A 20,034-nucleotide genomic window follows, 5' to 3' on the forward strand; every position below is an offset into this window, starting at 1 on the left:
CCGGTGCGGTGGCGCCGTCCGCCCCGGCGCGGGCGGCGAGATGGTGGCGTCACGATCTTCTGCTGCTGCCGGTGCTGGGCCTGCTCGACCTGTTCACGGCGTCGTCCGTGGTGATCCAGAGCGAGCCGGTCGGCCCGGCCCGGCAGTGGCTGCAGGTGCTCGCCGCGGTGTTGTCGGTCGGCGCCCTGTGGTGGCGGGCCCGCGCGCCGGTCGCGGTGTTCGGCTTCGAGTGCGCGCACGGCGTGGCGATGTGGTTCCTGCTGCACGACTACCGGCCGTGGGCGGGCCTGATCGTGGCGTTGTACACGGTGGCGGCGTTGCGGCCGCTGGTGGTGTCGGCGGCGGCGAACGCGGCGGCGTGCGCGCGGAGCCTGCTCAGCGCGTTCGACTCGTTCCGGGTGGAGCCGAGTGCGGGCGCGCGGGCCGGGGAGTTCGTGGTGACCGCGTTGATGTTCGCGCTCATCTACGCGGCTGCGTGGGCGGCCGGGTCGGTGGTGCGGCGGCACCGGCGGCGGGTGGCCCAGTTGGAGCGGGAGCGGCGTGTGGCGCGGGCGGAGGCGGTGGCGTTGGAGCGTCGCCGGATCGCCGCGGAACTGCACGACGTGGTGTCCCACTCGGTGACGGTGATGGTGTTGCAGGCCGCCGGTGCGGCGCGGATCAGCGCGTCGGATCCGGAGCGGACCCGGGAGGCGCTGCTGCACATCCAGCAGGCCGGGCAGCAGGCGATGGCGGAGTTGCGGCGGCTGCTGGCGGTCATGCGGGCCGAGTCGGGGCCGGTGGGCGACGGTGAGCCGGGTCCGCAGCCGCGGCTGGACGACATCGAGGTGCTGCTGACGTCGATGCGGTGCGCGGGGCTGACGGTGACGATGTCGGTGTCCGGCAGCCCTCGGCCGCTGGATCCGAGCATCGAGCTGGCGGCGTACCGGACGGTGCAGGAGAGCCTGACGAACACACTCAAGCACGTCGGCCGGCGGGCCTGCGCGACTGTTCATTTCGGGTGGCAGGAGCGGGTGCTGTTGCTGCGCGTCGACGACGACGGCTCGGGCCGCGAGCCGGGCGCGGCGGCGGGGCTGTCGACCGGTAACGGGCTGGCCAGCCTCGCCGAGCGGCTGGAGCGTGTCGGCGGTCGTCTGGTCGCCGGGCCGCGTGCCGAGGGCGGGTTCCGGGTGAGCGCGACGCTGCCGGTCGCGCAGCACGGCGACCTCGTCGCGGCCTCGGGTGACGGCGGGGTGCCGGCTGTCGGGTGAACGGCGTGTCCGCTGTGCGACATCAGGGTGGCCGCCGGCGCGGGCGTCGATGATCATGTGGTGGGGCCACAGTCCCGGCCGCCGACGACGGGAGCCTTCATGATCCGGGTGCTGCTCGCCGACGACCAGCCGCTCGTACGGGCGGGACTCGCGATGCTGCTCACCAACGAACCCGACATCGAGGTCGTCGCCGAGGCCGACGACGGGGCGCAGGCCGTGGAGGTCAGTCGGCGGCTGCGCCCGGACGTGGTGCTGATGGACGTGCGGATGCCCGGCACCGACGGGTTGGCCGCGACCAGGCTGATGGCCGACGAGCAGCTCATCGACGACCCGCAGCAGCCGGTACGGATCATCATGCTGACCACGTACCACGTGGACGAGGCGGTGCACGCCGCGTTGCGGGCGGGCGCGTCCGGTTTCGTGCTCAAGGACGCCGCGCCCGCCGAGCTGGTGTCGGCGATCCGGGCGGTGGCCGACGGCGAGGCGTGGCTGGATCCGGCGGTGGCCCGGCGGCTGCTCGACGACCTCGCCGCCCGGCCCGACCCGGGACTGCCCACCCCGGTGCAGATGCGCCGGCTCACCCCGCGGGAACGGGAGGTGCTGGTGCTGATGGCGTACGGGATGTCGAACCGGGAGATCGCCGAGCATCTGGTGCTGGGCGACGCGACTGTCAAGACGCACGTCAGCCGGGTGCTGACGAAGCTGGGGCTGCGGGATCGGACGCACGCGGTGGTGGCCGCGTACCAGTGCGGCCTGGTGGAGCCCGGCACGGCGCCGCCGGTCCGGATGGCCGGTCTGTCCCGCTGAGACCGCGGCGCGGCCGGGGGTCTCAGCGGGCGCGCCGGTCAGGCGCCGACGTAGTCGGCGAGGTGTTCGCCGGTGAGCGTGGACCGGGCGGCCACCAGATCCGCCGGGGTGCCCTCGAAGACGATCCGGCCGCCGTCGTGACCGGCGCCCGGGCCGAGGTCGATGATCCAGTCGGCGTGCGCCATGACCGCCTGGTGGTGCTCGATCACGATGACGGACTTGCCCGCGTCGACGAGCCGGTCGAGCAGGCCGAGCAGCTGGGCGACGTCGGCCAGGTGCAGGCCGGTGGTGGGTTCGTCCAGGACGTACACGCCGCCCTTGTCCCCCATCCGGGTGGCGAGCTTGAGGCGCTGGCGTTCCCCGCCGGACAGCGTGGTCAGCGGCTGGCCGAGCGTGAGGTAGCCGAGGCCGACGTCGGCGAGCCGGTCGAGGATGGTGTGGGCGGCCGGGGTGCGGGCCTCACCGTCGCTGAAGAAGATCTCGGCCTCGTCGACGGACATCGCGAGGACCTGGCTGATGTCGCGGCCGCCGAGGTGGTAGTCGAGCACGGCGGGCTGGAACCGTTTGCCTTCGCAGTCCTCGCAGGTGCTGGCGACGCCGGCCATCATGCCGAGGTCGGTGTAGATGACGCCGGCACCGTTGCAGGTCGGGCAGGCGCCTTCGGAGTTGGCGCTGAACAGGGCGGGTTTGACGCCGTTGGCCTTGGCGAACGCCTTGCGGATGGGGTCGAGCAGACCGGTGTAGGTGGCCGGGTTGCTGCGGCGGGAGCCGCGGATGGCGGTCTGGTCGACGCTGACGACGTCGTCGCGTCTGGCCAGGGAGCCGTGGATGAGGCTGCTCTTGCCGGAGCCGGCGACGCCGGTGACCACGACCAGGACACCGAGGGGGATGTCCACGTCGACGTCGCGCAGGTTGTGGGTGCGGGCACCGCGGATCGGCAGGGCGCCGGTGGGCGTACGCGGCTTGTCCTTGAGGGTTGCGCGGTCGTCGAGGTGGCGGCCGGTGGTGGTGCCGCTGGCGCGCAGGCCGGCGACGGTGCCTTCGTAGCAGATGGTGCCGCCGGCGGTGCCGGCGCCGGGGCCGAGGTCGACGACGTGGTCGGCGATGGCGATGGTTTCGGGTTTGTGTTCGACGACGAGGACGGTGTTGCCCTTGTCGCGCAGTTGCAGCAGGAGGTTGTTCATGCGGGCGATGTCGTGCGGGTGCAGCCCGATGGTGGGTTCGTCGAAGACGTAGGTGACGTCGGTGAGGGACGAGCCGAGGTGGCGGATCATCTTGGTGCGCTGGGCCTCGCCGCCGGAGAGGGTGCCGGCGGGCCGGTCGAGGCTGAGGTAGCCCAAGCCGATCTCGACGAACGAGTCGAGGGTGTCCCCCAGCGCCTTGAGCAGCGGGGCGACGGAGGGTTCGCGCAGGTCGCGTACCCAGGTGGCGAGGTCGCTGATCTGCATGGCGCAGACGTCGGCGATGCTGACGCCGTTGATCTTCGAGGAGCGGGCCTCGGGGGCCAGGCGGGTGCCGTCGCAGTCGGGGCAGGTGGTGAACGTGATGGCGCGTTCGACGAAGGCGCGGATGTGCGGCTGCATGGCGTCGACGTCCTTGGCGAGCATCGACTTGCTGATGGCCGGGATCAGGCCGGTGTAGGTGACGTTGATGCCGTCGACCTTGATCTTGGTGGGTTCCTTGTGGAGCAGGTCGCTCAGTTCCCGCTTGGTGTAGTCGCGGATCGGCTTGTCCGGGTCGAACAGGCCGCTGGAGCGGAAGATGCGGCCGTACCAGCCGTCCATGCTGTAGCCGGGAATGGTGATGGCGCCCTCGTTGAGGGACAGCTTCTCGTCGTAGAGGACGGTCAGGTCGAAGTCGGTGACCGCGCCGCGGCCCTCGCAGCGGGGGCACATGCCGCCGAGGCGGTTGAAGGTGCCCTTCCTGGTCTGGGTCTTGCCGGGGCCCCGCTCGACGGTGATCGCGCCGGCGGCGCGCACGGAGGGGACGTTGAACGAGTAGGCGTTGGGCGGGCCGATGTGGGGGTCGCCGAGGCGGCTGAACAGGATGCGCAGCATCGCGTTGACGTCGGTGGCGGTGCCGACGGTGGAGCGTGGGTCCGCGCCCATGCGTTCCTGGTCGACGATGATGGCGGTGGTGAGGCCCTCCAGGACGTCGACCTCGGGGCGGGACAGGGTGGGCATGAAACCCTGGACGAAGGCGCTGTAGGTCTCGTTGATCAGGCGCTGGGACTCGGCGGCGATGGTGCCGAAGACCAGTGAGCTCTTGCCGGAGCCGGACACGCCGGTGAACACCGTGAGGCGGCGTTTGGGCAGCTCGACGTGGACGTCGCGCAGGTTGTTCTTGCGGGCGCCGAGGACGCGGATGACGTCGTGGCTGTCGGCGCGGTGCAGGCCGGTGGTGGCCTCGCTCATGGTCTCTCCGTCCGGGTCGGGTGTTCCGGTCGAGCCAGCGTCCGCCGCGGGCGCCGTCAGCGCCGCTCGTTGATGCGGATGAGGTTGCCGGTGGGGTCGCGGAACGCGCAGTCGCGCACGCCGTAGGGCTGTTCGGTGGGTTCCTGGACCACGTCGGCGCCGCTGGCCGCCAGCCGGTCGAACAGGCCGTCGAGGTCGTCGGTGGCGAGGGTGAGCGCGCCGTAGCTGCCCTTGGCGATGAGTTCGAGGACGGTGCGGCGCTCGTCGTCGCTGATGCCGGGGTCGACGGCCGGCGGGTGCAGGACGATGCCGGTCTCGGGCTGGTTCGGTGGGCCGACGGTGAGCCAGCGCATGGTGTCGCCCTGGCCGACGTCGTTGCGCAGTTCGAAGCCGAGGGTGTCGCGGTAGAAGGCGATGGCGGCGTCGGCGTCGGTGTGCGGCAGGAACGTGTAGTGAATGGTGATCGTCATGGTGGTCACGCTAACGGTGGCCGGCCGGTGCGGGCTTCTCGATTCCTGATCGGTCGGGTCGCCTGTTTGGTCAGGCACGGGGGCGGCTCGGCGGTGTCGGGGGCGTGACGGGCGCGGTAGGCGCTGGGCGGTTCGCCGACGAGTTCGGTGAACCGGGTGCTGAAGGTGCCCAGGGACTGACAGCCGACGGCGAAGCAGACATCGGTGACGCTGAGGTCACCACGGCGCAGCAGGGCCATCGCGCGTTCGATGCGGCGGGTCATGAGGTACGAGTACGGGGACTCGCCGTAGGTCTGGCGGAACTGGCGGCTGAGGTGGCCGGCGGACATGTGCTCGCCGCGGGCGAGGGCTTCGACGTCGAGGGGACTGGCGTACTCGCGGTCGATGCGGTCGCGGACGCGGCGCAGCCGGGTCAGGTCGCGCAGCCGTTGGGCGAACGCGGGGTCGTCGGTGCCCTGGTGCGGTGACACGTCCGCATCCTGCCTGCTGGGCGGTGGTGTCGTCCACCTGTTCGAGCGGCGAGTCGCCGCCCGGGTGCACCTGGGCGGCTGGTGCACCCGGGCGGCGGTCAGCGCAGCCGGCGGGCGGTGAACCGGGTGGGCGGCGCGGCGATGGCGTCCTGGGCGGCGACGAGTTGCAGCTCCCGGGTGCCGGCGTCGAGGGTCGCCTCGAGTACCGCGTAGATCGAGTTTGTGGTGCGTTCCAGCGCGGTCTGCGGTGAGCCGGTGGTGGCGAGGTGCGCCAGGTAGAGGGCGGCGGTGACGTCGCCGCCGCCGTTGGGGGCGATCGGCAGCAGCGGGGTGGTGACGGCCCAGGCGCCCTCGTCGGACACGGCGACGACTTCCAGGTGCCCGGCGGGCAGGTCGCCGTGCAGGACGCTGGTGACCAGGACGTGCCGGGGGCCGGTGGCGCGGACGGTGTCGACGGCGGCGAGCAGGTCGTCGAGGGTGTCGGTGGTGCGGGCGGCGAGGAACTCCAGCTCGAACTGGTTGGGGGTGACGATGTCGGCGCGGGGCACGACGGTGTCGCGCAGGTATTCGGGGATGCCGGGGCGGACGAACATGCCGCGGCCGACGTCGCCCATGACCGGGTCGCAGCAGTAGAGCGCGGCCGGGTTGGCGGCCTTGACCCGGGCGACCGCGTCGAGGATGACCGCGCCGACGGCCGGGTCGCCCTGGTAGCCGGAGAGGACGGCGTCGGCGGTGCCGAGCACGCCGCGGTCCTCGATCCCGGCGATGACGTCGGCGACGTCGGTGGGGGCGAGCAGCGGGCCGCGCCAGGCGCCGTAGCCGGTGTGGTTGGAGAAGTGCACGGTCAAAACCGGCCAGACCTCGTGTCGGAGGCGTTGCAATGGGAACACGGCGGCGGAGTTGCCGACGTGGCCGTAGGCGACCGACGACTGGATGGACAGGATCTTCACCTGCTCATGGTCGCATCCCCGGCGGGAGCTGACCGGCTGTGGTGGGGTGATGACGGGGCGGGACGGCGGTGACCGTTCGGCTCAGCGTTTCGACCGCCCGGCGCGGGGCGGGTTTGGGCGCAACGTGCGGTGGGGGCATGAACCGCCTGTGTTCTCGCCATCTGGACGGAGGAAGCAACGATGCTTTCCGCACTCGATCGTCGGCACACCGTCGCGCCGCCGGGGTACAGCCGCTGGCTGATCCCTCCGGCCGCGCTGGCGATCCATCTGTGCATCGGGCAGGTGTACGCGACGAGCGTGTACAAGAACTCCCTGATCGCGCATTTCGACACGGGGCAGACGGCGATCGGGGTGATCTTCAGCATCGCGATCGTGATGCTGGGGTTGTCGGCCGCGGTGGCCGGTACGTGGGTGGAGGCGAACGGGCCGCGTAAGGCCATGTTCGTGTCGGCGTGTTTCTGGGCGGCGGGGTTCCTGGTCGGGGCGCTGGGCATCGCGACCGGGCAGCTGTGGCTGCTGTACCTGGGGTACGGGGTGCTGGGCGGGATCGGTCTGGGGATCGGGTACATCTCCCCCGTCTCCACGTTGATCAAGTGGTTCCCGGACCGGCCGGCGCTGGCGACCGGGCTGGCGATCATGGGGTTCGGTGGCGGGGCGATGGTGGCCTCTCCCCTGTCCCGGCAGCTGCTGTCGTTCTACGACGCCGGGTACGACCCGTCGGACAGCGGTTCCACCGCGTCGGGTTCGGCGCTGGTGTGGCTGTTCGTGACGCTCGGCATCGGCTACTTCGTGATCATGATGTTCGGGGTGTTCAACGTGCGGGTGCCGGCGCCGCACTGGCGGCCGGCCGGTTTCGACCCGTCGACGGTGGCGGAGAAGCCGCTGGTGACCACGGCGAACGTGTCGGCGGCCAACGCGCTGAAGACGCGGTCGTTCTGGCTGCTGTGGGTGGTGCTGTTCTGCAACGTGACGGCGGGTATCGGCATCCTGGAGCAGGCCAGCCCGATGATCCAGGACTTCTTCCGCGACAACGGGACCTCGGCGGTGTCGGTGGCGGCGGCCGGCGGGTTCGTGGGAGTGCTGTCGCTGTTCAACATGGCGGGCCGGTTCGTGTGGTCGTCCACGTCGGATGTGATCGGCCGTAAGCCGATCTACGTGGTGTACCTGGGTGTGGGCATGGTGCTGTACCTGCTGCTGGCGCTGGTGGGGCAGACCTCGACGGCGTTGTTCGTGCTGCTGGCATCCGTGATCCTGTCGTTCTACGGCGGCGGGTTCGCGACCATTCCGGCGTACCTGCGGGACCTGTTCGGCACGTTCGAGGTGGGCGCGATCCACGGCCGGCTGCTGACCGCGTGGTCGGCGGCCGGGGTGGCCGGGCCGCTGATCGTCAACGGGTTCCTCGACGCGCAGGGCGAGCCGGGCACGTTGACCGCGGCGGCGTACCGGCCGGCGCTGTTCACGATGGTCGGCGTGCTGGCCGTCGGCCTGGTGGCGAACCTGCTGGTGCGGCCGGTGCCGGAGCGCTACCACGAGCCGGCGTCGGGACGGGACGGGACAGCGCAGGGGCCGACGGAGAGGAGCGGATCGTGAACGAGCACAGCGGTGGCGGGCAGCGGACCCGCCTGGTGGTGTCGTGGCTGGTGGTGTCGGTGCTGCTGGGCTACGGGGTGGTGCAGACGGTGATCACGGCGGCGAAGCTGTTCACCCAGTAGCGCAGAAGGCGAGGCGGCGGCCCGGGGCGGACACCCCGGGCCGCCGTCGTGTCAGAGCCCGCCGCCGACGCGCAGGACCGCGCCCGTGGTGTACGAGGCGTCCGGGCCGAGCAGGTGGGCGATCGCGTCGGCGACCTCCTCGGGTTCCCCAGCGCGGCCCATCGGGATCCGCCCAGCGGCGGAGTCGGGTCGGTCGGGCACGCCGGAGCGGGCGTGGATGGTGGTGCGGATGATGCCAGGGGCGACGGCGTTGACGCGGATGCCGTGCGGCGCGAGTTCCTTGGCGAGCCCGACGGTGAGGGTGTCGGTGGCGGCCTTGACGGCGGCGTAGTGGACGTACTCGCCGGGTGAGCCGAGCGTGGCGGCGACGGAGGAGACGTTGACGATGGCGCCGCCACGGGTGAGCCGCCGGGCCGCCTGCTGGGCGCAGAGCACGTACCCGATGAGGTTGACGTCGACGACCTCGCGATGGCCGTCGACGCGCAGGTCGGTGAACGGGCCGATCGGGCTGGTGACGCCGGCGTTGTTGACCAGGCCGGTGAGCGGGCCGAGCCGGTCGGCGGCGTCGAAGATGCGGCGTACCTGGTCCGGGTCGGTGGTGTCGGCGGCGACGGTGACCGCGCGGCGGCCGGCCGCGCGGACGTCGGCGGCCACGGATTCGGCGGCGGTGTGGTCGGCGCGGTAGCCGATGACCAGGTCGTGGCCCTCGGCGGCCAGCCGCCGGGCGGTGGCCGCGCCGATGCCGCGTCCTCCCCCGGTGACGATGGTGACGGAGGTCAATGCAATTCTCCCCTGCCTTGCGGTGGGGGCGACGTTACCGTGGGCGGGACCATCCGGGGTGGAGAGGACTGTCACATGGGGCGCGCGTTGGTGCTGGGTGGCGGCGGGGTCACCGGGGTGGCCTGGGAGCTGGGCCTGCTGGCCGGGCTGGCCGGGCACGGCCTGCGGTTGGACGAGGCGGAGCTGGTGGTGGGCACGTCGGCCGGGTCGGTGGTCGGGGCGCAGGTGCGTTCGGGTACGCCGGTGACGCAGTTGTACGAGGCGCAACTGCGGCCGCCCCGCGAGGAGGTGCCGGCGCGCCTCGGGACGGGGGTGCTGTTGCGCTGGGCGTGGGCCGGTGGGCGGGGCCGGGACGCGGCGCGGGCCCGGGCGCGTATCGGCGCGATGGCGTTGTCGGCGCGTACCCCGTCGGAGCAGTCGCGGCGGGCGGTGATCGCGGCGCGGCTGCCGTCGTCGGACTGGCCGGCGGCGCGGCTGCTGGTCACCGCCGTGGACGCGGCCTCCGGCGAGTTCGTGGTGTTCGACGCGGACAGCGGGGCGTCGCTGGTGGACGCGGTCGGGGCCAGTTGCGCGGTGCCGGGGGTCTGGCCGCCGGTGACGATCGGTGACCGGCGTTTCGTCGACGGCGGCGTCCGGTCGCCGGTGAACGCGGACCTGGCGGCCGGGTGCGAGCGGGTGGTGGTGCTGGCGCCGACCCGTGCGGCGGTCGGACCGATGCCGCGGCTGTCGGCGCAGGTGACGGCGCTGCGGGAGGCGGGCGCGCGGGTGGCGGTGGTGTCGCCGGACCGGGCGGCACGCACGGCGATCGGCCGTAACGTGCTGGATCCGGCGCGGCGGGCCGCGTCGGCGCGGGCCGGGTTCGCCCAGGCCGACACGGTGGCCGCCGAGGTGGCCGGGGTGTGGCGGTGACCGCGATCAGGAGTCGCTGGTCAGGCGCGCCAGCCGCCGGTTGAGGTAGCGCTGTTCGGGCAGGCTGCCGGTGAGCCGGGCGGCCAGCCGGTAGTGCTCGGCGGCGGCCCGCGGGTCGCCGTGCAGCTCCAGCAGGTGGGCGCGGACGGCGTGCAGCCGGTGGTGGCCGCGCATGGCCGGGTCGGTCAGCAGCGGACCGAGCAGCGCCAGCCCGACGTCGGGGCCGTGCGCCATGGCCACGGCGACGGCCTGGTTGAGTGTGACGAACGGGCTGGGGGCGACCCGGCTCAGCATGTCGTAGAGGACGCTGATCTGCAGCCAGTCGGTGCGGTCGAACGTCGGGGCCTCGGCGTGGACGGCGGCGATGGCCGCCTGGAGCTGGTAGCGGCCCACCGGGCCGTGGGGCAGGGCACGGCCGAGCAGCGCGACGCCCTCGTCGATCAGGTCGGCGCGCCAGCGGGAGCGGTCCTGGTCGGCGAGCGGCACGAGGTCACCGGCGGCGTCGGTGCGGGCGGGCGACCGGGCGTGGGTGAGCAGCATCAGCGCCAGCGCGCCGGTCACCTCGTGGTGCTCGGGCAGTGCGGTGTGGACCTGGCGGGTGAGCCGGATCGCCTCCTCGGCGAGTGCGACGTCCAGGAGCTGGTCGCCGGAGGTGCGGGTGTAGCCCTCGCTGAACACCAGGTGGCACACGTCGAGCACGGCGGCCACCCGGGCGGGCAGCGCGTGCGGCGGCGGCATGGTGAACCGGGCGCCCGCCTCGCGCAGCGTCGCGCGGGCCCGGCTCAGCCGCTGCGTCATGGTCCGGGCCGGCACCAGGTAGGCGGCGGCGATCTGCTCGACGCGCAGGCCGGCCACCGCGCGCAGGGTCAGCGCGACCTGTGAGGGGCGGCTCAGCGCCGGGTGGCAGCACAGGAACAGCAGCCGCATCGTGTCGTCGGCGCCGGTCACCGGCGTGTCGTCGACGGGCGGTACGCGGCCGGCGTCGGGTTGCCGGGCCGCGTCGAGCCGCTCGCGGCGGGTACGGGCCGCGTCGGCGCGGATCCGGTCGATCAGCCGCCGCGCGGCGACCCGGATGAGCCAGGCGCGGGGGTCGTCGGGGACGCCGGTGCGCGGCCAGTTGGCGGCGGCCGCCTCCGCCGCGTCCTGCAGGGCGTCCTCGCAGGCGTCGGGGTGCCCGTAGCGGCGCAGCAGCGCGGCGCGGACGTGCGGCGCCTCCCGGCGCCACACGTCCGCCAGCGCTGTGGCGTTACTGATCGGAGCCGCCCGGCCACATCAGGGGCCGCAGCTCGACGGTCTCCCCCGGGCCGGCGAACTTCGCCGCGACGGCCTCGGCGCGGGCCTGGTCCTCCACGTCGATCAGGAAGAACCCGGCGAGGTGTTCCTTGGCTTCGGAGTACGGGCCGTCGGTCACCAGCGGCGCGCCGTCGCTCCACCGGTACAGCCGTGCGGTGGCGGGGTCGGCGAGCGCCTCACCGACGACGAGCTCACCGTTGGCGTGCAGCTCGGTCAGCACCTGCTCGAAGTCGGCGTTGAGCCGGTCCCGTACCTCGGCGGGCAGCTCCTGGTAGGAGGCCAGATACTCGGAGGTGGGGTGGCCCCACGGCTCCGGGTTGGAGTGGATCATGATGACGTACTTCACTGTTGGTCCTTCGCGTCGTGCGGCGGTGCCTCCCCGCCGCTCGCCGGGTACGACGGAGCCGGATCGCCGATGTCTACATATCCTCGCGTCATGAGTAACGCGTTGGGTGTCAGTGACCTGGTCGAGGATTTCACGCTGCCGGACGAGACGGGGACGCCGCGTCGCCTGTCGGAGTTCCTGGCCGCCGGGCCGGTGGTGTTGTTCTTCTATCCGGCGGCGATGACGCGGGGCTGCACGGCGGAGAGCTGTCACTTCCGGGATCTGGCGGCGGAGTTCGCCGCGGTGGGCGCCCAGCGGGTCGGGATCAGCCGTGATCCGGTGCAGCGGCAGGCGGAGTTCTCCCGCCGGCACGGGTTCGACTATCCGCTGCTCTCCGACGTCGACGGCGCGGTGGCGGACGCGTTCGGGGTGCGGCGGCGGCTGCCGTTGGGGCCGCTGAGCACGCGGCGGATGACGTTCGTGATCGGCACGGACCGGCGGGTCCTCGCCGTGGTGCGCAGCGAGCTGAGCATGAACGAGCACGCCGACGCGGCGTTGCGGGCCCTCGGGGGCTGATCATCGTGGTGTCGCAGCCGGCTGGTATCAAGGCTGCGTCAAACAGGTGTACGGAAGAGGGCGTGATGGCGGGTCAGGGTTTGTCCACTGACGAGGTTCAGGGGATCCGGGAGGCGCTCGCGGCGGGCCGCAAGCCCCGGGTGGTGTTCACCGAGGCGGCCGGGCAGATCGCCGGGCAGATCGGGCAGGTGGTGGAGCTGACCGACCCGGAGGCGTCGGAGGAGTTCGTGGTGGTGCGGTTCGGCCGCGACGAGCTGCCGTTCTCCCCCGCCGACGTGGCGGTCGCGCCGAAGGGCGCCGGGCGGCGTCCGGCCGCCGAGGCGAAGCCGGAACCGGAGCAGCCGCCGGCCGCGCCGGAGCCGGAGTTCGTGCTGGACACGCCGCGGGTGCCGGCGCCACGACGGGAGGAGCCGAAGACCGAGGCGCCGCAGGCGGAGCCGAAGCCGGCCAAGCGGGCGGTGAAGGCCGCGAAGCCGAAGACCCCGCCGGGGCTCACGGTGACGCTGGCCTACGCCGAGGGCGAGTGGACGGTCGCCGCGCAGCAGGGCACGAAGGCGCTGGCCCGGCCGTACGTGGTGAAGCCGGCCGAGGCGCTGCGGATGGTGGCGCTGGTGGACGTGCCGGGGGTGCAGGAGGCGGTGGAGCAGATCCTCGCCGCCGAGCGGGCCGAGGCGGAGCAGCAGGCGGAGAAGCTGCGCGCCGAGCTGGCCGAGATCGAGGCGCGGCTGGCGGAGCTGCGCGAGGCGCGCTGAACGCCCCGCGGGGCCGGTGCGACCTCCTCGCACCGGCCCCGCGCCCCAGCGCCCACAGGTCGATCAGTGTTGCGGAATGTTCTGTACCCCGATCCGGCGGCGGAACACCCAGTACGTCCAACCCTGGTACGCCAGCACGATCGGCGTGAAGATCACCGCCACCCAGGTCATGATCTTCAGGGTGTACGGGGTGGACGCGGCGTTTGTGGCGGTGAGCGTGCCGGCCGCGTCGAGCGTGGACGGCATCACGTTCGGGAACAGCGCCGCGAACAGCGTCGCCACGGCCAGCGCGATCGCCACGGCGGTGCCGGTGAACGCCCAGCCCTCCCGGCGTACCTTGGCCGCGGCCAGACCGCCGAGCAGGGCGAGGGCGGCGCCGACGGCGAGCACGACGGCGGCGGCGCTGGAGCGGATGGTCAGCGACCAGCTCAGGAACGCCACGGCGGCCACGGCCGTGCCGACGCCGAGCTTGACGGCGAGGGCGCCGGCGCGCTCGCGGATGTCGCCGGTGGTCTTGAGCGCCAGGAACACCGCGCCGTGGGTGAGGAACAGCCCCAGCGTGGTCAGGCCGCCGAGCAGCGCGTACGGGTTGAGCAGGTCGAGCAGCCCGCCGACGTACTCGTGGTCGGCGTCCAGCGGCACGCCGCGGAAGATGTTGGCGAACGCCACGCCCCACAGCACGGCCGGGATCGCCGAGCCCCAGAAGATGGCCTGGTCCCAGCGGCGCTTCCAGGACGCCTCGGGCCGCTTGTGGCGGTACTCGAAGGCGACGCCGCGGGCGATCAGGGCCAGCAGGATGAGCAGCAGCGGCAGGTAGAAGCCGGAGAACAGGGTGGCGTACCACTCGGGGAAGGCGGCGAACATGGCGCCGCCGGCGGTGATCAGCCACACCTCGTTGCCGTCCCAGACCGGGCCGATGGTGTTGATCAGGACACGGCGCTGCCGGTCGTCGCGGCCGAGCACCGGCAGCAGCATCCCGACGCCGAAGTCGAAGCCTTCGAGGATGAAGTAGCCGGTGAAGAGCACTGCTACGAGGAGAAACCAGACGGTCGTCAGTTCCACGGTTGGGCTCCGGGGTGTCAGTAGGCGAACGCCAGCGGGCGCTCGGCGTCGTCGGTGTCGTCGTCGTCGGTCTGCGGGGTGACGTCCGGGACGCCGGCGCGGGCATAGCGGACCAGCAGCTTGAACTCGACCACCGCGAGGACGGCGTAGATGAGCGTGAACGCGGTGAAGGAGGTGAGGACCTCGGTCAGGGAGACGCTGCGGGACACGCCGTCACGGGTGAGCATCTCGCCGAAGACGATCCACGGCTGGCGGCCCATCTCGGTGAAGATCCAGCCGAAGGAGTTGGCCAGCAGCGGCAGCACGGGCATGACCAGGCCGGCGCGCAGCAGCCACTTGCTGGTGGGGGTGCGGCCCTTGCGCTGGCTCCAGAGCACCAGCAGCGCGATCGCGGCGGCGGCCAGCCCGAAGCCGATCATGAAGCGGAAGCTCCAGTAGGTGACCGGGATGATCGGGGCGTAGTTGCCGGGGCCGTACTGGCTGGCGTACTGGGCCTGGAGGTCGTTGATGCCCTGGACGGTGCCGTTGGGGTCGCCGGTGCCGAGGAACGACAGCAGGTACGGGATCTTGAGAGCGAAGATCTCGCGGCTGCCGTCGAGGCTGCCGACGGTGAGCACGGAGAACGAGGCGGGGCTCTCGGTGGTGTAGAGGCCCTCCGCGGCGGCCATCTTCATCGGCTGCACCTCGGTCATGATCTTGCCCTGGATGTCGCCGGTGAGGATCACCAGCGCCGAGGAGATCAGGACGACCCAGGAGCCGAGCTTGGTGGCGAAGCGGTACGCGCCGGTGTCGGCGCTGTCGCGGTTGCGCATCACGTGCCACAGGCCGACGGTGACCATCAGCGACCCGGCGACCAGGAACGAGCCGGCCAGCGTGTGCGGGAAGGTGACCAGGGCGACCTTGTTGGTGAGCACGGCGACGAAGTCGGTCAGCTCGGCGCGGCCGCTCTCCGGGTTGATCCGGAAGCCGACCGGGTTCTGCATGAACGAGTTGGCGGCGAGGATGAAGTACGCCGACAGGTTGGTGCCGATCGCGGCGGCCCAGATCGCGGCCAGGTGCAGGCGTTTGGGCAGCCGGTCCCAGCCGAAGATCCACAGGCCGATGAACGTGGACTCCAGGAAGAACGCCACAAGGGCCTCGATGGCCAGCGGCGCGCCGAAGATGTCACCGACGAAGCGGGAGTAGTCACTCCAGTTCATGCCGAACTGGAACTCCTGCACGATGCCGGTGACCACACCCATCGCAAAGTTGATCAGGAAGAGCTTGCCGTAGAACTTGGTGAGTTTGAGGTACCGCTCGTTGCCGGTGCGGTGCCACATGGTCTGGAGGATCGCCACCAGCACGGACAGGCCGATGGTCAACGGCACGAACAAGAAGTGGTAGACGGTGGTGACACCGAACTGCCAGCGGGCGACGTCCAACGCGTCCACCAGAAAACCCCCAGCTGTGCATACTACGAGACGTAGTAGATACTACTCGGCGTCGTAGCGAAAGCAGCAGGGCCGCAGGGCCCCACCCGGCCCGGGACCAATGACCCTGATCACCCTTGCCGGAGGACCCCCACCGGCTCCCGCCGCCACCCCTGCGCGTGCGACCATCCAGCACTGATGAACAGCACCCTCTGGCGCGCGCCGCTGCTGTGGCGGGGCGCGCAGACGCTCGCCCGCGCCGCCGTCGGGCTGGTCGGCCGGCTGGAGGTCACCGGCGACGTGCCCGACGCGCTGCGCCGCGGCCCGCTGATCCTGGCCGCCAACCACATCAGCCCGTTCGACCCGGTCGTGCTCGCCGCCGCCTGCCGGGTCCGCGACGTCGCGCCACGGATCATGGCCACCGGCGGCCTGTTCCGCACCCCGGTGATCGGGGCGCTGATGCGCCGCGCCGGGCACATCCGCGTCGACCGCGGCACCGCCGCCGTGCACCGCTCGCTGGAGGTCGCCGCCCAGGCCGTGGCCGGCGGCTCGGTGGTGCTCGTCTACCCGGAGGGACGCATCGGGCTCGACCCGGGCATGTGGCCCGAGCGGGGCAAGACCGGCACGGCCCGGCTCGCGTTCGCCAGCGGCGCCGCCGTCGTACCGGTGGCGCAGTGGGGTTCGCACGAGGTGCTGCCGTACCGCGCGCCCAAGGGGATGCTGCGTGGGGTGGCCCGCGCGCTCGTCCGCCGGCCCGCCATCCGGGTGCACTTCGGCGCCCCGGTGCCGATCGACGACCTGCGGTCGGGCTCTCCCGGCGCGGCCCGGCACGCCACCGACCGGATCATCGACGCGATCACCGACGACCTGGTCCCGCTGCGCCCCGACGAGCCGGACCTGCCGCGCCACGTCGACCCGGGCCGGCCGGTCGACACCGCCCGCGCCCACCGGGGCCACCGCCCCGGCTGACGCATCCCGGCCCCGGAGGCGGGTATCAAGTCCCGCAATCCCGAGGCGGAGAGGATCCGGCCATGACCGCTGTTCGAGCACTCGTCCTCAACTGCACCCTGAAGCGCTCACCGGCGACGTCCAGTTCCCAGGTGCTCGGTCAGGAGGTGCTCGACGCGCTGGCCGATCAGGGTATCGACGGCGAGATCGTCCGCGTGGTCGACCACGACGTGCGCTTCGGGGTCTCCGTCGACGAGGGCGCCGGCGACGGCTGGCCCGCCATCCGCGCCAAACTGCTCGCCGCCCAGATCCTGATCATCGCCACGCCGATCTGGCTCGGTCAGCCCTCGTCGGTCACCAAGATGGTCCTGGAACGGTTGGACGCCGAACTGTCCGAGACCGACGACCAGGGCCGCCTGCGTACCTACGGCAAAGTCGGCGGGGTGGCAGTGGTCGGCAACGAGGACGGCGCGCACCACACCATCGCCGAGGTGCAGCAGGCCCTCAACGAGGTGGGGTTCACCTGCCCGGCCGCCGGGGCCACCTACTGGGTCGGCGAGGCGCTGCACAAGACCGACTACGTCGACGCCCGCCCCAAACCCGACACGACCGGCCGCACCACCGCCGCGCTGGCGCTCAACAGCGCCCACCTGGCCCGGCTGCTCGCGGAGCAGCCCTACCCGCCGCCGGGAACCCGCGACGCAGCCACCGCCCCCGCCCGCCCCCGTTGATCTTGCAGTTGCGGCCCGGCTGAACCCGGCAAACCGCCCCGAACGAGGGCCGCAAGCGCAAGATCGACGGGGGTCAGGGGGTGGCGCGCAGGCGGGCGTCCAGGGCGTCGAGGTCCGGTACGAACCACACCTGGTCGTGGCGGTTGGACGCGGCCACCAGCGCGCGCAGCGCGCCACTGCGCTCCATGTGGTCGGAGATGTCGCCGACAATCGCCAGGCGCAGCCGGTAGTTGACGAACTTCTGCATCACCTCGCCCGCGAAGCGGGTGCCGAGCGTGAAGAAGCCGGGGTCGAGCCGCTCGGCCGGCACCGCCACCACAGTCGCGCCGAGGAACGCCGCGCCGATCAGGTCCAGCGCGTCGCGCTCGGTGGCGATCGGCGGGCCGTCCGGATCGCAGACCAGCACCGCCACGCCGGCGCGCTCCTGCATCAGGTCAGTCACGGCCGCCGCCGAGCAGGTCGTTGCCGCCGCCCAGCACACCGTCGACCAGGCGCAGCAGGTCGGCGGTGGCGGTGAGGTCGCCCAGGATCATGATGGTCATGCGTTGCCGCTCCTCGTCGTGGACCGTCTGCACCCGCAGCGGACGGTCCGGGTCGTGGTGGGTGTTCACGCCGGCCAGCACCAGCGTCGCGAGCCGGTCGGCGGCGGTCCGGTCGACGCCGTCGAGCCGCAGGACGCTCGACACCTCCGCCGCCGGTCCGGTGGCCGCGACGGCCGGCCGGCCGGTCAGCGCGTCCAGGTCCGCACGCGCGATCCGGTACTGCTTGCCGATCCGGGTGGCCCGCAGCCGACCGGACCGGATGTAGCCGCGCACCGTTCGCACGTGCAGCCCGAGCAGGTCAGCGACCTGCTCAACCGAATACATGTCGCTACTCATCGCACCCTATCTTAGTCACGATAGGGAACGATAGGTAATTTCATCGCCCGGCCATGTGCGCGCCACCCGGGCCGGGCATACTGCCCGCGTGCAGCCCCGTCACGGCTACCTCGACGCGCCCGCGCCGCTGGCGTTCGCCCACCGCGGCGGCGCGGCCGACGGCGACGAGAACACCGCCGCCGCGTTCGCCCGTGCCGTCGCCCTGGGCTACCGGTACGTGGAGACCGACGTGCACGCCACCGCCGACGGCGTACCCGTGGTCTTCCACGACCCGACGCTGCGCCGGGTCACCGGCGAGCCCGGTCGCATCGCGGACCTGCGCTGGGCCGACCTGACCTCGGTGCGCGTCGGCGGGGCCGCCCTGGTGCCCCGGCTGGACGACGTGCTGAACGCCTGGCCGCAGGTGCGGTTCAACATCGACGTCAAGTCCGACGGCGGCGTGGCGCCCACGGTCGCCACCGTCACCCGGGCCGGCGCGGGTGACCGGGTGCTGCTCGCCTCGTTCAGCGACGCCCGGCTGTCGCGGCTGCGCGCGCTGGCCGGCCCGGCGGTCGCCACCAGCCTCGGCATGCGCGGCGTGGCCCGGCTGCGGCTGGGCTCGCTGCACGGGCGACCGGTGCGGCTGCCCCCGTCCGTGGTCGCCGCGCAGGTCCCGGTCTCCTTCGGGCGGGTGCCGGTGGTGGACCGGCGGTTCCTCGCGTACTGCCGCCGGATCGGGTTGCACGTGCACGTCTGGACGATCGACCAACCCGCCCAGATGCACCACTTACTTGATCTTGGTGTGGATGGCATCATGACCGATCACGTCAGCGTGCTCCGCGACGTCTACCGCAGCCGCGGCCACTGGGCCGCCTGACCCCCCGAGGACGACCCCCGATGGCCGATACGGTCACCCCCGCCGTCGCCGACCCCGCCGGACCGGGCAGCACCCGCCGCGAGCGCACCGGCTGGTACTTCTACGACTGGGCGAACTCCGCGTTCCAGACCACGGTCATCACGGTCTTCCTCGGGCCGTTCCTGACCACCGTCACCGAGCTGGCCGCCGGCTGCGAACTGGGCGCGGACAGCTGCGACGGCGCGGTGTACCCGCTGGGCGTCAAGGTCGCCGCCGGCTCGTTCTACCCGTACCTGATCTCGCTGTCGGTCTTCCTCACCGTGTTCGTGCTGCCGGTGATCGGCGCGATCGCCGACCGGTCGGCGCACAAGAAGCGGCTGCTCGCCGCGGCGGCGTTCACCGGCGCCGGCGCGACCATCGCGTTCGCGTTCGTCACCGGTGAGCGCTACCTGCTCGGCGGCGCGCTGTTCCTGGTCGCGAACATCTCCTTCGGCGCCGCCGTGGTCGTCTACAACTCGTTCCTGCCGCAACTCGGCGGCCCGGACGAGCGCGACGGCATCTCCAGCCGCGGCTGGGCCATCGGCTACCTCGGCGGCGGTCTGCTGCTCGCGCTGAACCTCGTCGCAGTCACCATGCTCAGCGAGGAGGGCAACGCCCAGCGCACGCTGGACCTGGCCCGCTGGTCGATCGTGTCCGCCGGCGTGTGGTGGGCGGCGTTCACCCTGGTCCCGCTGCGCTGGCTGCGCGAGCACCCCACCGCCGCCGCGTTGCAGGCGGGCGGCAACGTGCTCACCGACGGGTTCCGGCAGCTCGGGCGCACCCTGCGCGAGCTCAAGACGTACCCGCTGACGCTGTTCTTCCTGCTCGCGTTCCTGGTCTTCAACGACGGCATCCAGACCGTCATCACCCTGGCCAGCCAGTACGGCACCGAGGAGCTGCGACTGGACCAGAGCACGCTGATCGTCACCATCCTGCTGGTGCAGTTCCTCGCGTTCGGTGGCGCGCTGGCCCTCGGCGCGCTCGCCAAGCGCATCGGCGCCTGGAAGACCGTGCTGCTGTCGCTGGTGCTCTGGACCGGTGTGATCATCGCCGCGTTCCGGCTGCCGGCCGAGGCGCCCGTGCCGTTCATGATCCTCGGCGGCTGCATCGGCCTGGTCCTCGGCGGCAGCCAGGCGCTGAGCCGGTCGCTGTTCAGCCAGCTCATCCCGGCCGGCAAGGAAGGCGAGTACTACGGCTTCTACGAGATCAGCGACAAGGGCACCAGCTGGCTCGGCCCGCTGGCGTTCGGCCTGGTGTTCCAGCTGACCTCGTCGTACCGGGTGGGCCTGGTGTCGCTGTTGATCTTCTTCGTGGTCGGCTTCGCGCTGCTCGCCGCCGTGCCGATGCGCCGGGCCATCATCGCCGCCGGCAACACCCCGCCCCGGGTGCTCTGACGGGTCGATCATCGCGGACCGGATCCGGCGGCG

Annotated in this window: 22 protein-coding genes; 11 read left to right on the forward strand and 11 right to left on the reverse strand. The window is 72.3% G+C overall.

What is annotated here, in order from left to right; genetic code table 11:
* Together BAW75_RS15705 and BAW75_RS15710 are read left to right on the forward strand one after the other, a co-directional pair.
* Positions 1–1,247 (forward strand): sensor histidine kinase (locus BAW75_RS15705; protein ID WP_104114029.1); only part of this gene is annotated, 1,247 nt, incomplete at its 5' end.
* 99 nt (positions 1,248–1,346) lie between these two features.
* A complete protein-coding gene (locus BAW75_RS15710) occupies positions 1,347–2,054 on the forward strand; it encodes a response regulator (protein WP_167435577.1) in 708 nt (235 codons plus the stop codon).
* 38 nt (positions 2,055–2,092) lie between these two features.
* Here BAW75_RS15710 and BAW75_RS15715 read toward each other — a convergent pair whose 3' ends face one another.
* The 4 genes from BAW75_RS15715 to pdxY all read right to left on the reverse strand — a co-directional run bounded on the left by BAW75_RS15715 (position 2,093) and on the right by pdxY (position 6,358).
* Positions 2,093–4,468 (reverse strand): ATP-binding cassette domain-containing protein, encoded by a 2,376-nt coding sequence (locus BAW75_RS15715; protein WP_104114031.1) that lies wholly within the window; start codon positions 4,466–4,468, stop codon positions 2,093–2,095.
* A gap of 56 nt (positions 4,469–4,524) precedes the next feature.
* Positions 4,525–4,938, reverse strand: a complete 414-nt coding sequence (locus tag BAW75_RS15720) for a VOC family protein (protein WP_104114071.1) — start codon at positions 4,936–4,938, stop codon at positions 4,525–4,527.
* Between the two features lie 5 nt (positions 4,939–4,943).
* Positions 4,944–5,408, reverse strand: a complete 465-nt coding sequence (locus BAW75_RS15725) for a helix-turn-helix transcriptional regulator (protein ID WP_043324018.1) — start codon at positions 5,406–5,408, stop codon at positions 4,944–4,946.
* A gap of 98 nt (positions 5,409–5,506) precedes the next feature.
* Positions 5,507–6,358 carry a pyridoxal kinase PdxY gene (gene pdxY / locus BAW75_RS15730; protein ID WP_104114032.1) on the reverse strand — a complete coding sequence of 284 codons (852 nt, stop codon included), beginning with the start codon at positions 6,356–6,358 and terminating at the stop codon, positions 5,507–5,509.
* 180 nt (positions 6,359–6,538) lie between these two features.
* Here pdxY and BAW75_RS15735 point away from each other — a divergent pair, with 180 nt between their 5' ends.
* Positions 6,539–7,948 carry an OFA family MFS transporter gene (locus BAW75_RS15735; RefSeq protein ID WP_104114033.1) on the forward strand — a complete coding sequence of 470 codons (1,410 nt, stop codon included), beginning with the start codon at positions 6,539–6,541 and terminating at the stop codon, positions 7,946–7,948.
* Entirely contained in the window at positions 7,945–8,070 is a 126-nt protein-coding gene (locus BAW75_RS33205) for an MFS transporter small subunit (RefSeq protein WP_255361250.1), read from the forward strand. The genes BAW75_RS15735 and BAW75_RS33205 overlap by 4 nt, the downstream gene beginning before the upstream one ends.
* A gap of 51 nt (positions 8,071–8,121) precedes the next feature.
* Here BAW75_RS33205 and BAW75_RS15740 read toward each other — a convergent pair whose 3' ends face one another.
* Positions 8,122–8,850, reverse strand: coding sequence for an SDR family NAD(P)-dependent oxidoreductase (locus BAW75_RS15740; RefSeq protein WP_104114034.1), 729 nt, complete (start codon positions 8,848–8,850; stop codon positions 8,122–8,124).
* A gap of 75 nt (positions 8,851–8,925) precedes the next feature.
* Between BAW75_RS15740 and BAW75_RS15745 the strand changes: the two genes are divergently transcribed.
* On the forward strand, positions 8,926–9,759 hold the full coding sequence (locus BAW75_RS15745) for a patatin-like phospholipase family protein (protein ID WP_064445961.1): 834 nt from the start codon (positions 8,926–8,928) through the stop codon (positions 9,757–9,759).
* 6 nt (positions 9,760–9,765) lie between these two features.
* Here BAW75_RS15745 and BAW75_RS15750 read toward each other — a convergent pair whose 3' ends face one another.
* Both BAW75_RS15750 and BAW75_RS15755 read right to left on the reverse strand, forming a co-directional pair.
* A complete protein-coding gene (locus BAW75_RS15750) occupies positions 9,766–10,986 on the reverse strand; it encodes an RNA polymerase sigma factor (RefSeq protein ID WP_104114035.1) in 1,221 nt (406 codons plus the stop codon).
* Positions 10,987–11,005: 19 nt separating this feature from the next.
* Entirely contained in the window at positions 11,006–11,398 is a 393-nt protein-coding gene (locus BAW75_RS15755) for a YciI family protein (protein ID WP_043324033.1), read from the reverse strand.
* 90 nt (positions 11,399–11,488) lie between these two features.
* Here BAW75_RS15755 and BAW75_RS15760 point away from each other — a divergent pair, with 90 nt between their 5' ends.
* Entirely contained in the window at positions 11,489–11,953 is a 465-nt protein-coding gene (locus BAW75_RS15760; protein WP_275937800.1) for a peroxiredoxin, read from the forward strand.
* A 65-nt stretch (positions 11,954–12,018) separates the two neighbouring features.
* Entirely contained in the window at positions 12,019–12,705 is a 687-nt protein-coding gene (locus BAW75_RS15765) for a hypothetical protein (RefSeq protein ID WP_064446491.1), read from the forward strand.
* A 63-nt stretch (positions 12,706–12,768) separates the two neighbouring features.
* Here the strand turns inward: BAW75_RS15765 and cydB are convergent, their stop codons facing one another.
* Both cydB and BAW75_RS15775 read right to left on the reverse strand, forming a co-directional pair.
* The gene (gene cydB / locus BAW75_RS15770; protein WP_069089654.1) at positions 12,769–13,767 is read right to left on the reverse strand and encodes a cytochrome d ubiquinol oxidase subunit II; all 999 of its coding nucleotides are present in this window, start codon (positions 13,765–13,767) and stop codon (positions 12,769–12,771) included.
* A gap of 17 nt (positions 13,768–13,784) precedes the next feature.
* Positions 13,785–15,197 carry a cytochrome ubiquinol oxidase subunit I gene (locus BAW75_RS15775; protein ID WP_043324038.1) on the reverse strand — a complete coding sequence of 471 codons (1,413 nt, stop codon included), beginning with the start codon at positions 15,195–15,197 and terminating at the stop codon, positions 13,785–13,787.
* Positions 15,198–15,374: 177 nt separating this feature from the next.
* On the opposite strand from BAW75_RS15775, the gene BAW75_RS15780 reads away from it, so the two are divergent.
* On the forward strand, positions 15,375–16,145 hold the full coding sequence (locus tag BAW75_RS15780) for a lysophospholipid acyltransferase family protein (RefSeq protein ID WP_104114037.1): 771 nt from the start codon (positions 15,375–15,377) through the stop codon (positions 16,143–16,145).
* Between the two features lie 62 nt (positions 16,146–16,207).
* Positions 16,208–16,855, forward strand: a complete 648-nt coding sequence (locus tag BAW75_RS15785) for a flavodoxin family protein (RefSeq protein ID WP_104114038.1) — start codon at positions 16,208–16,210, stop codon at positions 16,853–16,855.
* Between the two features lie 73 nt (positions 16,856–16,928).
* On the opposite strand, the gene BAW75_RS15790 is transcribed toward BAW75_RS15785, so the two are convergent.
* Both BAW75_RS15790 and BAW75_RS15795 read right to left on the reverse strand, forming a co-directional pair.
* Positions 16,929–17,297 (reverse strand): DUF4180 domain-containing protein, encoded by a 369-nt coding sequence (locus BAW75_RS15790; RefSeq protein WP_104114039.1) that lies wholly within the window; start codon positions 17,295–17,297, stop codon positions 16,929–16,931.
* Positions 17,290–17,733 carry a helix-turn-helix domain-containing protein gene (locus BAW75_RS15795; protein ID WP_233607745.1) on the reverse strand — a complete coding sequence of 148 codons (444 nt, stop codon included), beginning with the start codon at positions 17,731–17,733 and terminating at the stop codon, positions 17,290–17,292. The genes BAW75_RS15790 and BAW75_RS15795 overlap by 8 nt, the downstream gene beginning before the upstream one ends.
* 88 nt (positions 17,734–17,821) lie before the next feature.
* Between BAW75_RS15795 and BAW75_RS15800 the strand changes: the two genes are divergently transcribed.
* The gene (locus BAW75_RS15800; protein ID WP_104114040.1) at positions 17,822–18,589 is read left to right on the forward strand and encodes a glycerophosphodiester phosphodiesterase family protein; all 768 of its coding nucleotides are present in this window, start codon (positions 17,822–17,824) and stop codon (positions 18,587–18,589) included.
* A gap of 20 nt (positions 18,590–18,609) precedes the next feature.
* Entirely contained in the window at positions 18,610–20,001 is a 1,392-nt protein-coding gene (locus tag BAW75_RS15805; protein WP_043324045.1) for an MFS transporter, read from the forward strand.
* The last annotated feature ends 33 nt before the right edge of the window (positions 20,002–20,034 follow it).

This window comes from Micromonospora chalcea, assembly GCF_002926165.1.
Lineage (GTDB): Bacteria > Actinomycetota > Actinomycetes > Mycobacteriales > Micromonosporaceae > Micromonospora > Micromonospora chalcea.

Bases quoted from the DNA above. Each gene is read 5' to 3' on its own strand.
- BAW75_RS15710 (WP_167435577.1), top strand. From the start codon at position 1,347: ATGATCCGGGTGCTGCTCGCCGACGACCAGCCGCTCGTACGGGCGGGA.
- BAW75_RS15715 (WP_104114031.1), bottom strand. From the start codon at position 4,468: ATGAGCGAGGCCACCACCGGCCTGCACCGCGCCGACAGCCACGACGTC.
- BAW75_RS15720 (WP_104114071.1), bottom strand. From the start codon at position 4,938: ATGACGATCACCATTCACTACACGTTCCTGCCGCACACCGACGCCGAC.
- BAW75_RS15735 (WP_104114033.1), top strand. From the start codon at position 6,539: ATGCTTTCCGCACTCGATCGTCGGCACACCGTCGCGCCGCCGGGGTAC.
- BAW75_RS15745 (WP_064445961.1), top strand. From the start codon at position 8,926: ATGGGGCGCGCGTTGGTGCTGGGTGGCGGCGGGGTCACCGGGGTGGCC.
- BAW75_RS15760 (WP_275937800.1), top strand. From the start codon at position 11,489: ATGAGTAACGCGTTGGGTGTCAGTGACCTGGTCGAGGATTTCACGCTG.
- BAW75_RS15765 (WP_064446491.1), top strand. From the start codon at position 12,019: ATGGCGGGTCAGGGTTTGTCCACTGACGAGGTTCAGGGGATCCGGGAG.
- BAW75_RS15780 (WP_104114037.1), top strand. From the start codon at position 15,375: ATGAACAGCACCCTCTGGCGCGCGCCGCTGCTGTGGCGGGGCGCGCAG.
- BAW75_RS15785 (WP_104114038.1), top strand. From the start codon at position 16,208: ATGACCGCTGTTCGAGCACTCGTCCTCAACTGCACCCTGAAGCGCTCA.
- BAW75_RS15795 (WP_233607745.1), bottom strand. From the start codon at position 17,733: ATGAGTAGCGACATGTATTCGGTTGAGCAGGTCGCTGACCTGCTCGGG.
- BAW75_RS15805 (WP_043324045.1), top strand. From the start codon at position 18,610: ATGGCCGATACGGTCACCCCCGCCGTCGCCGACCCCGCCGGACCGGGC.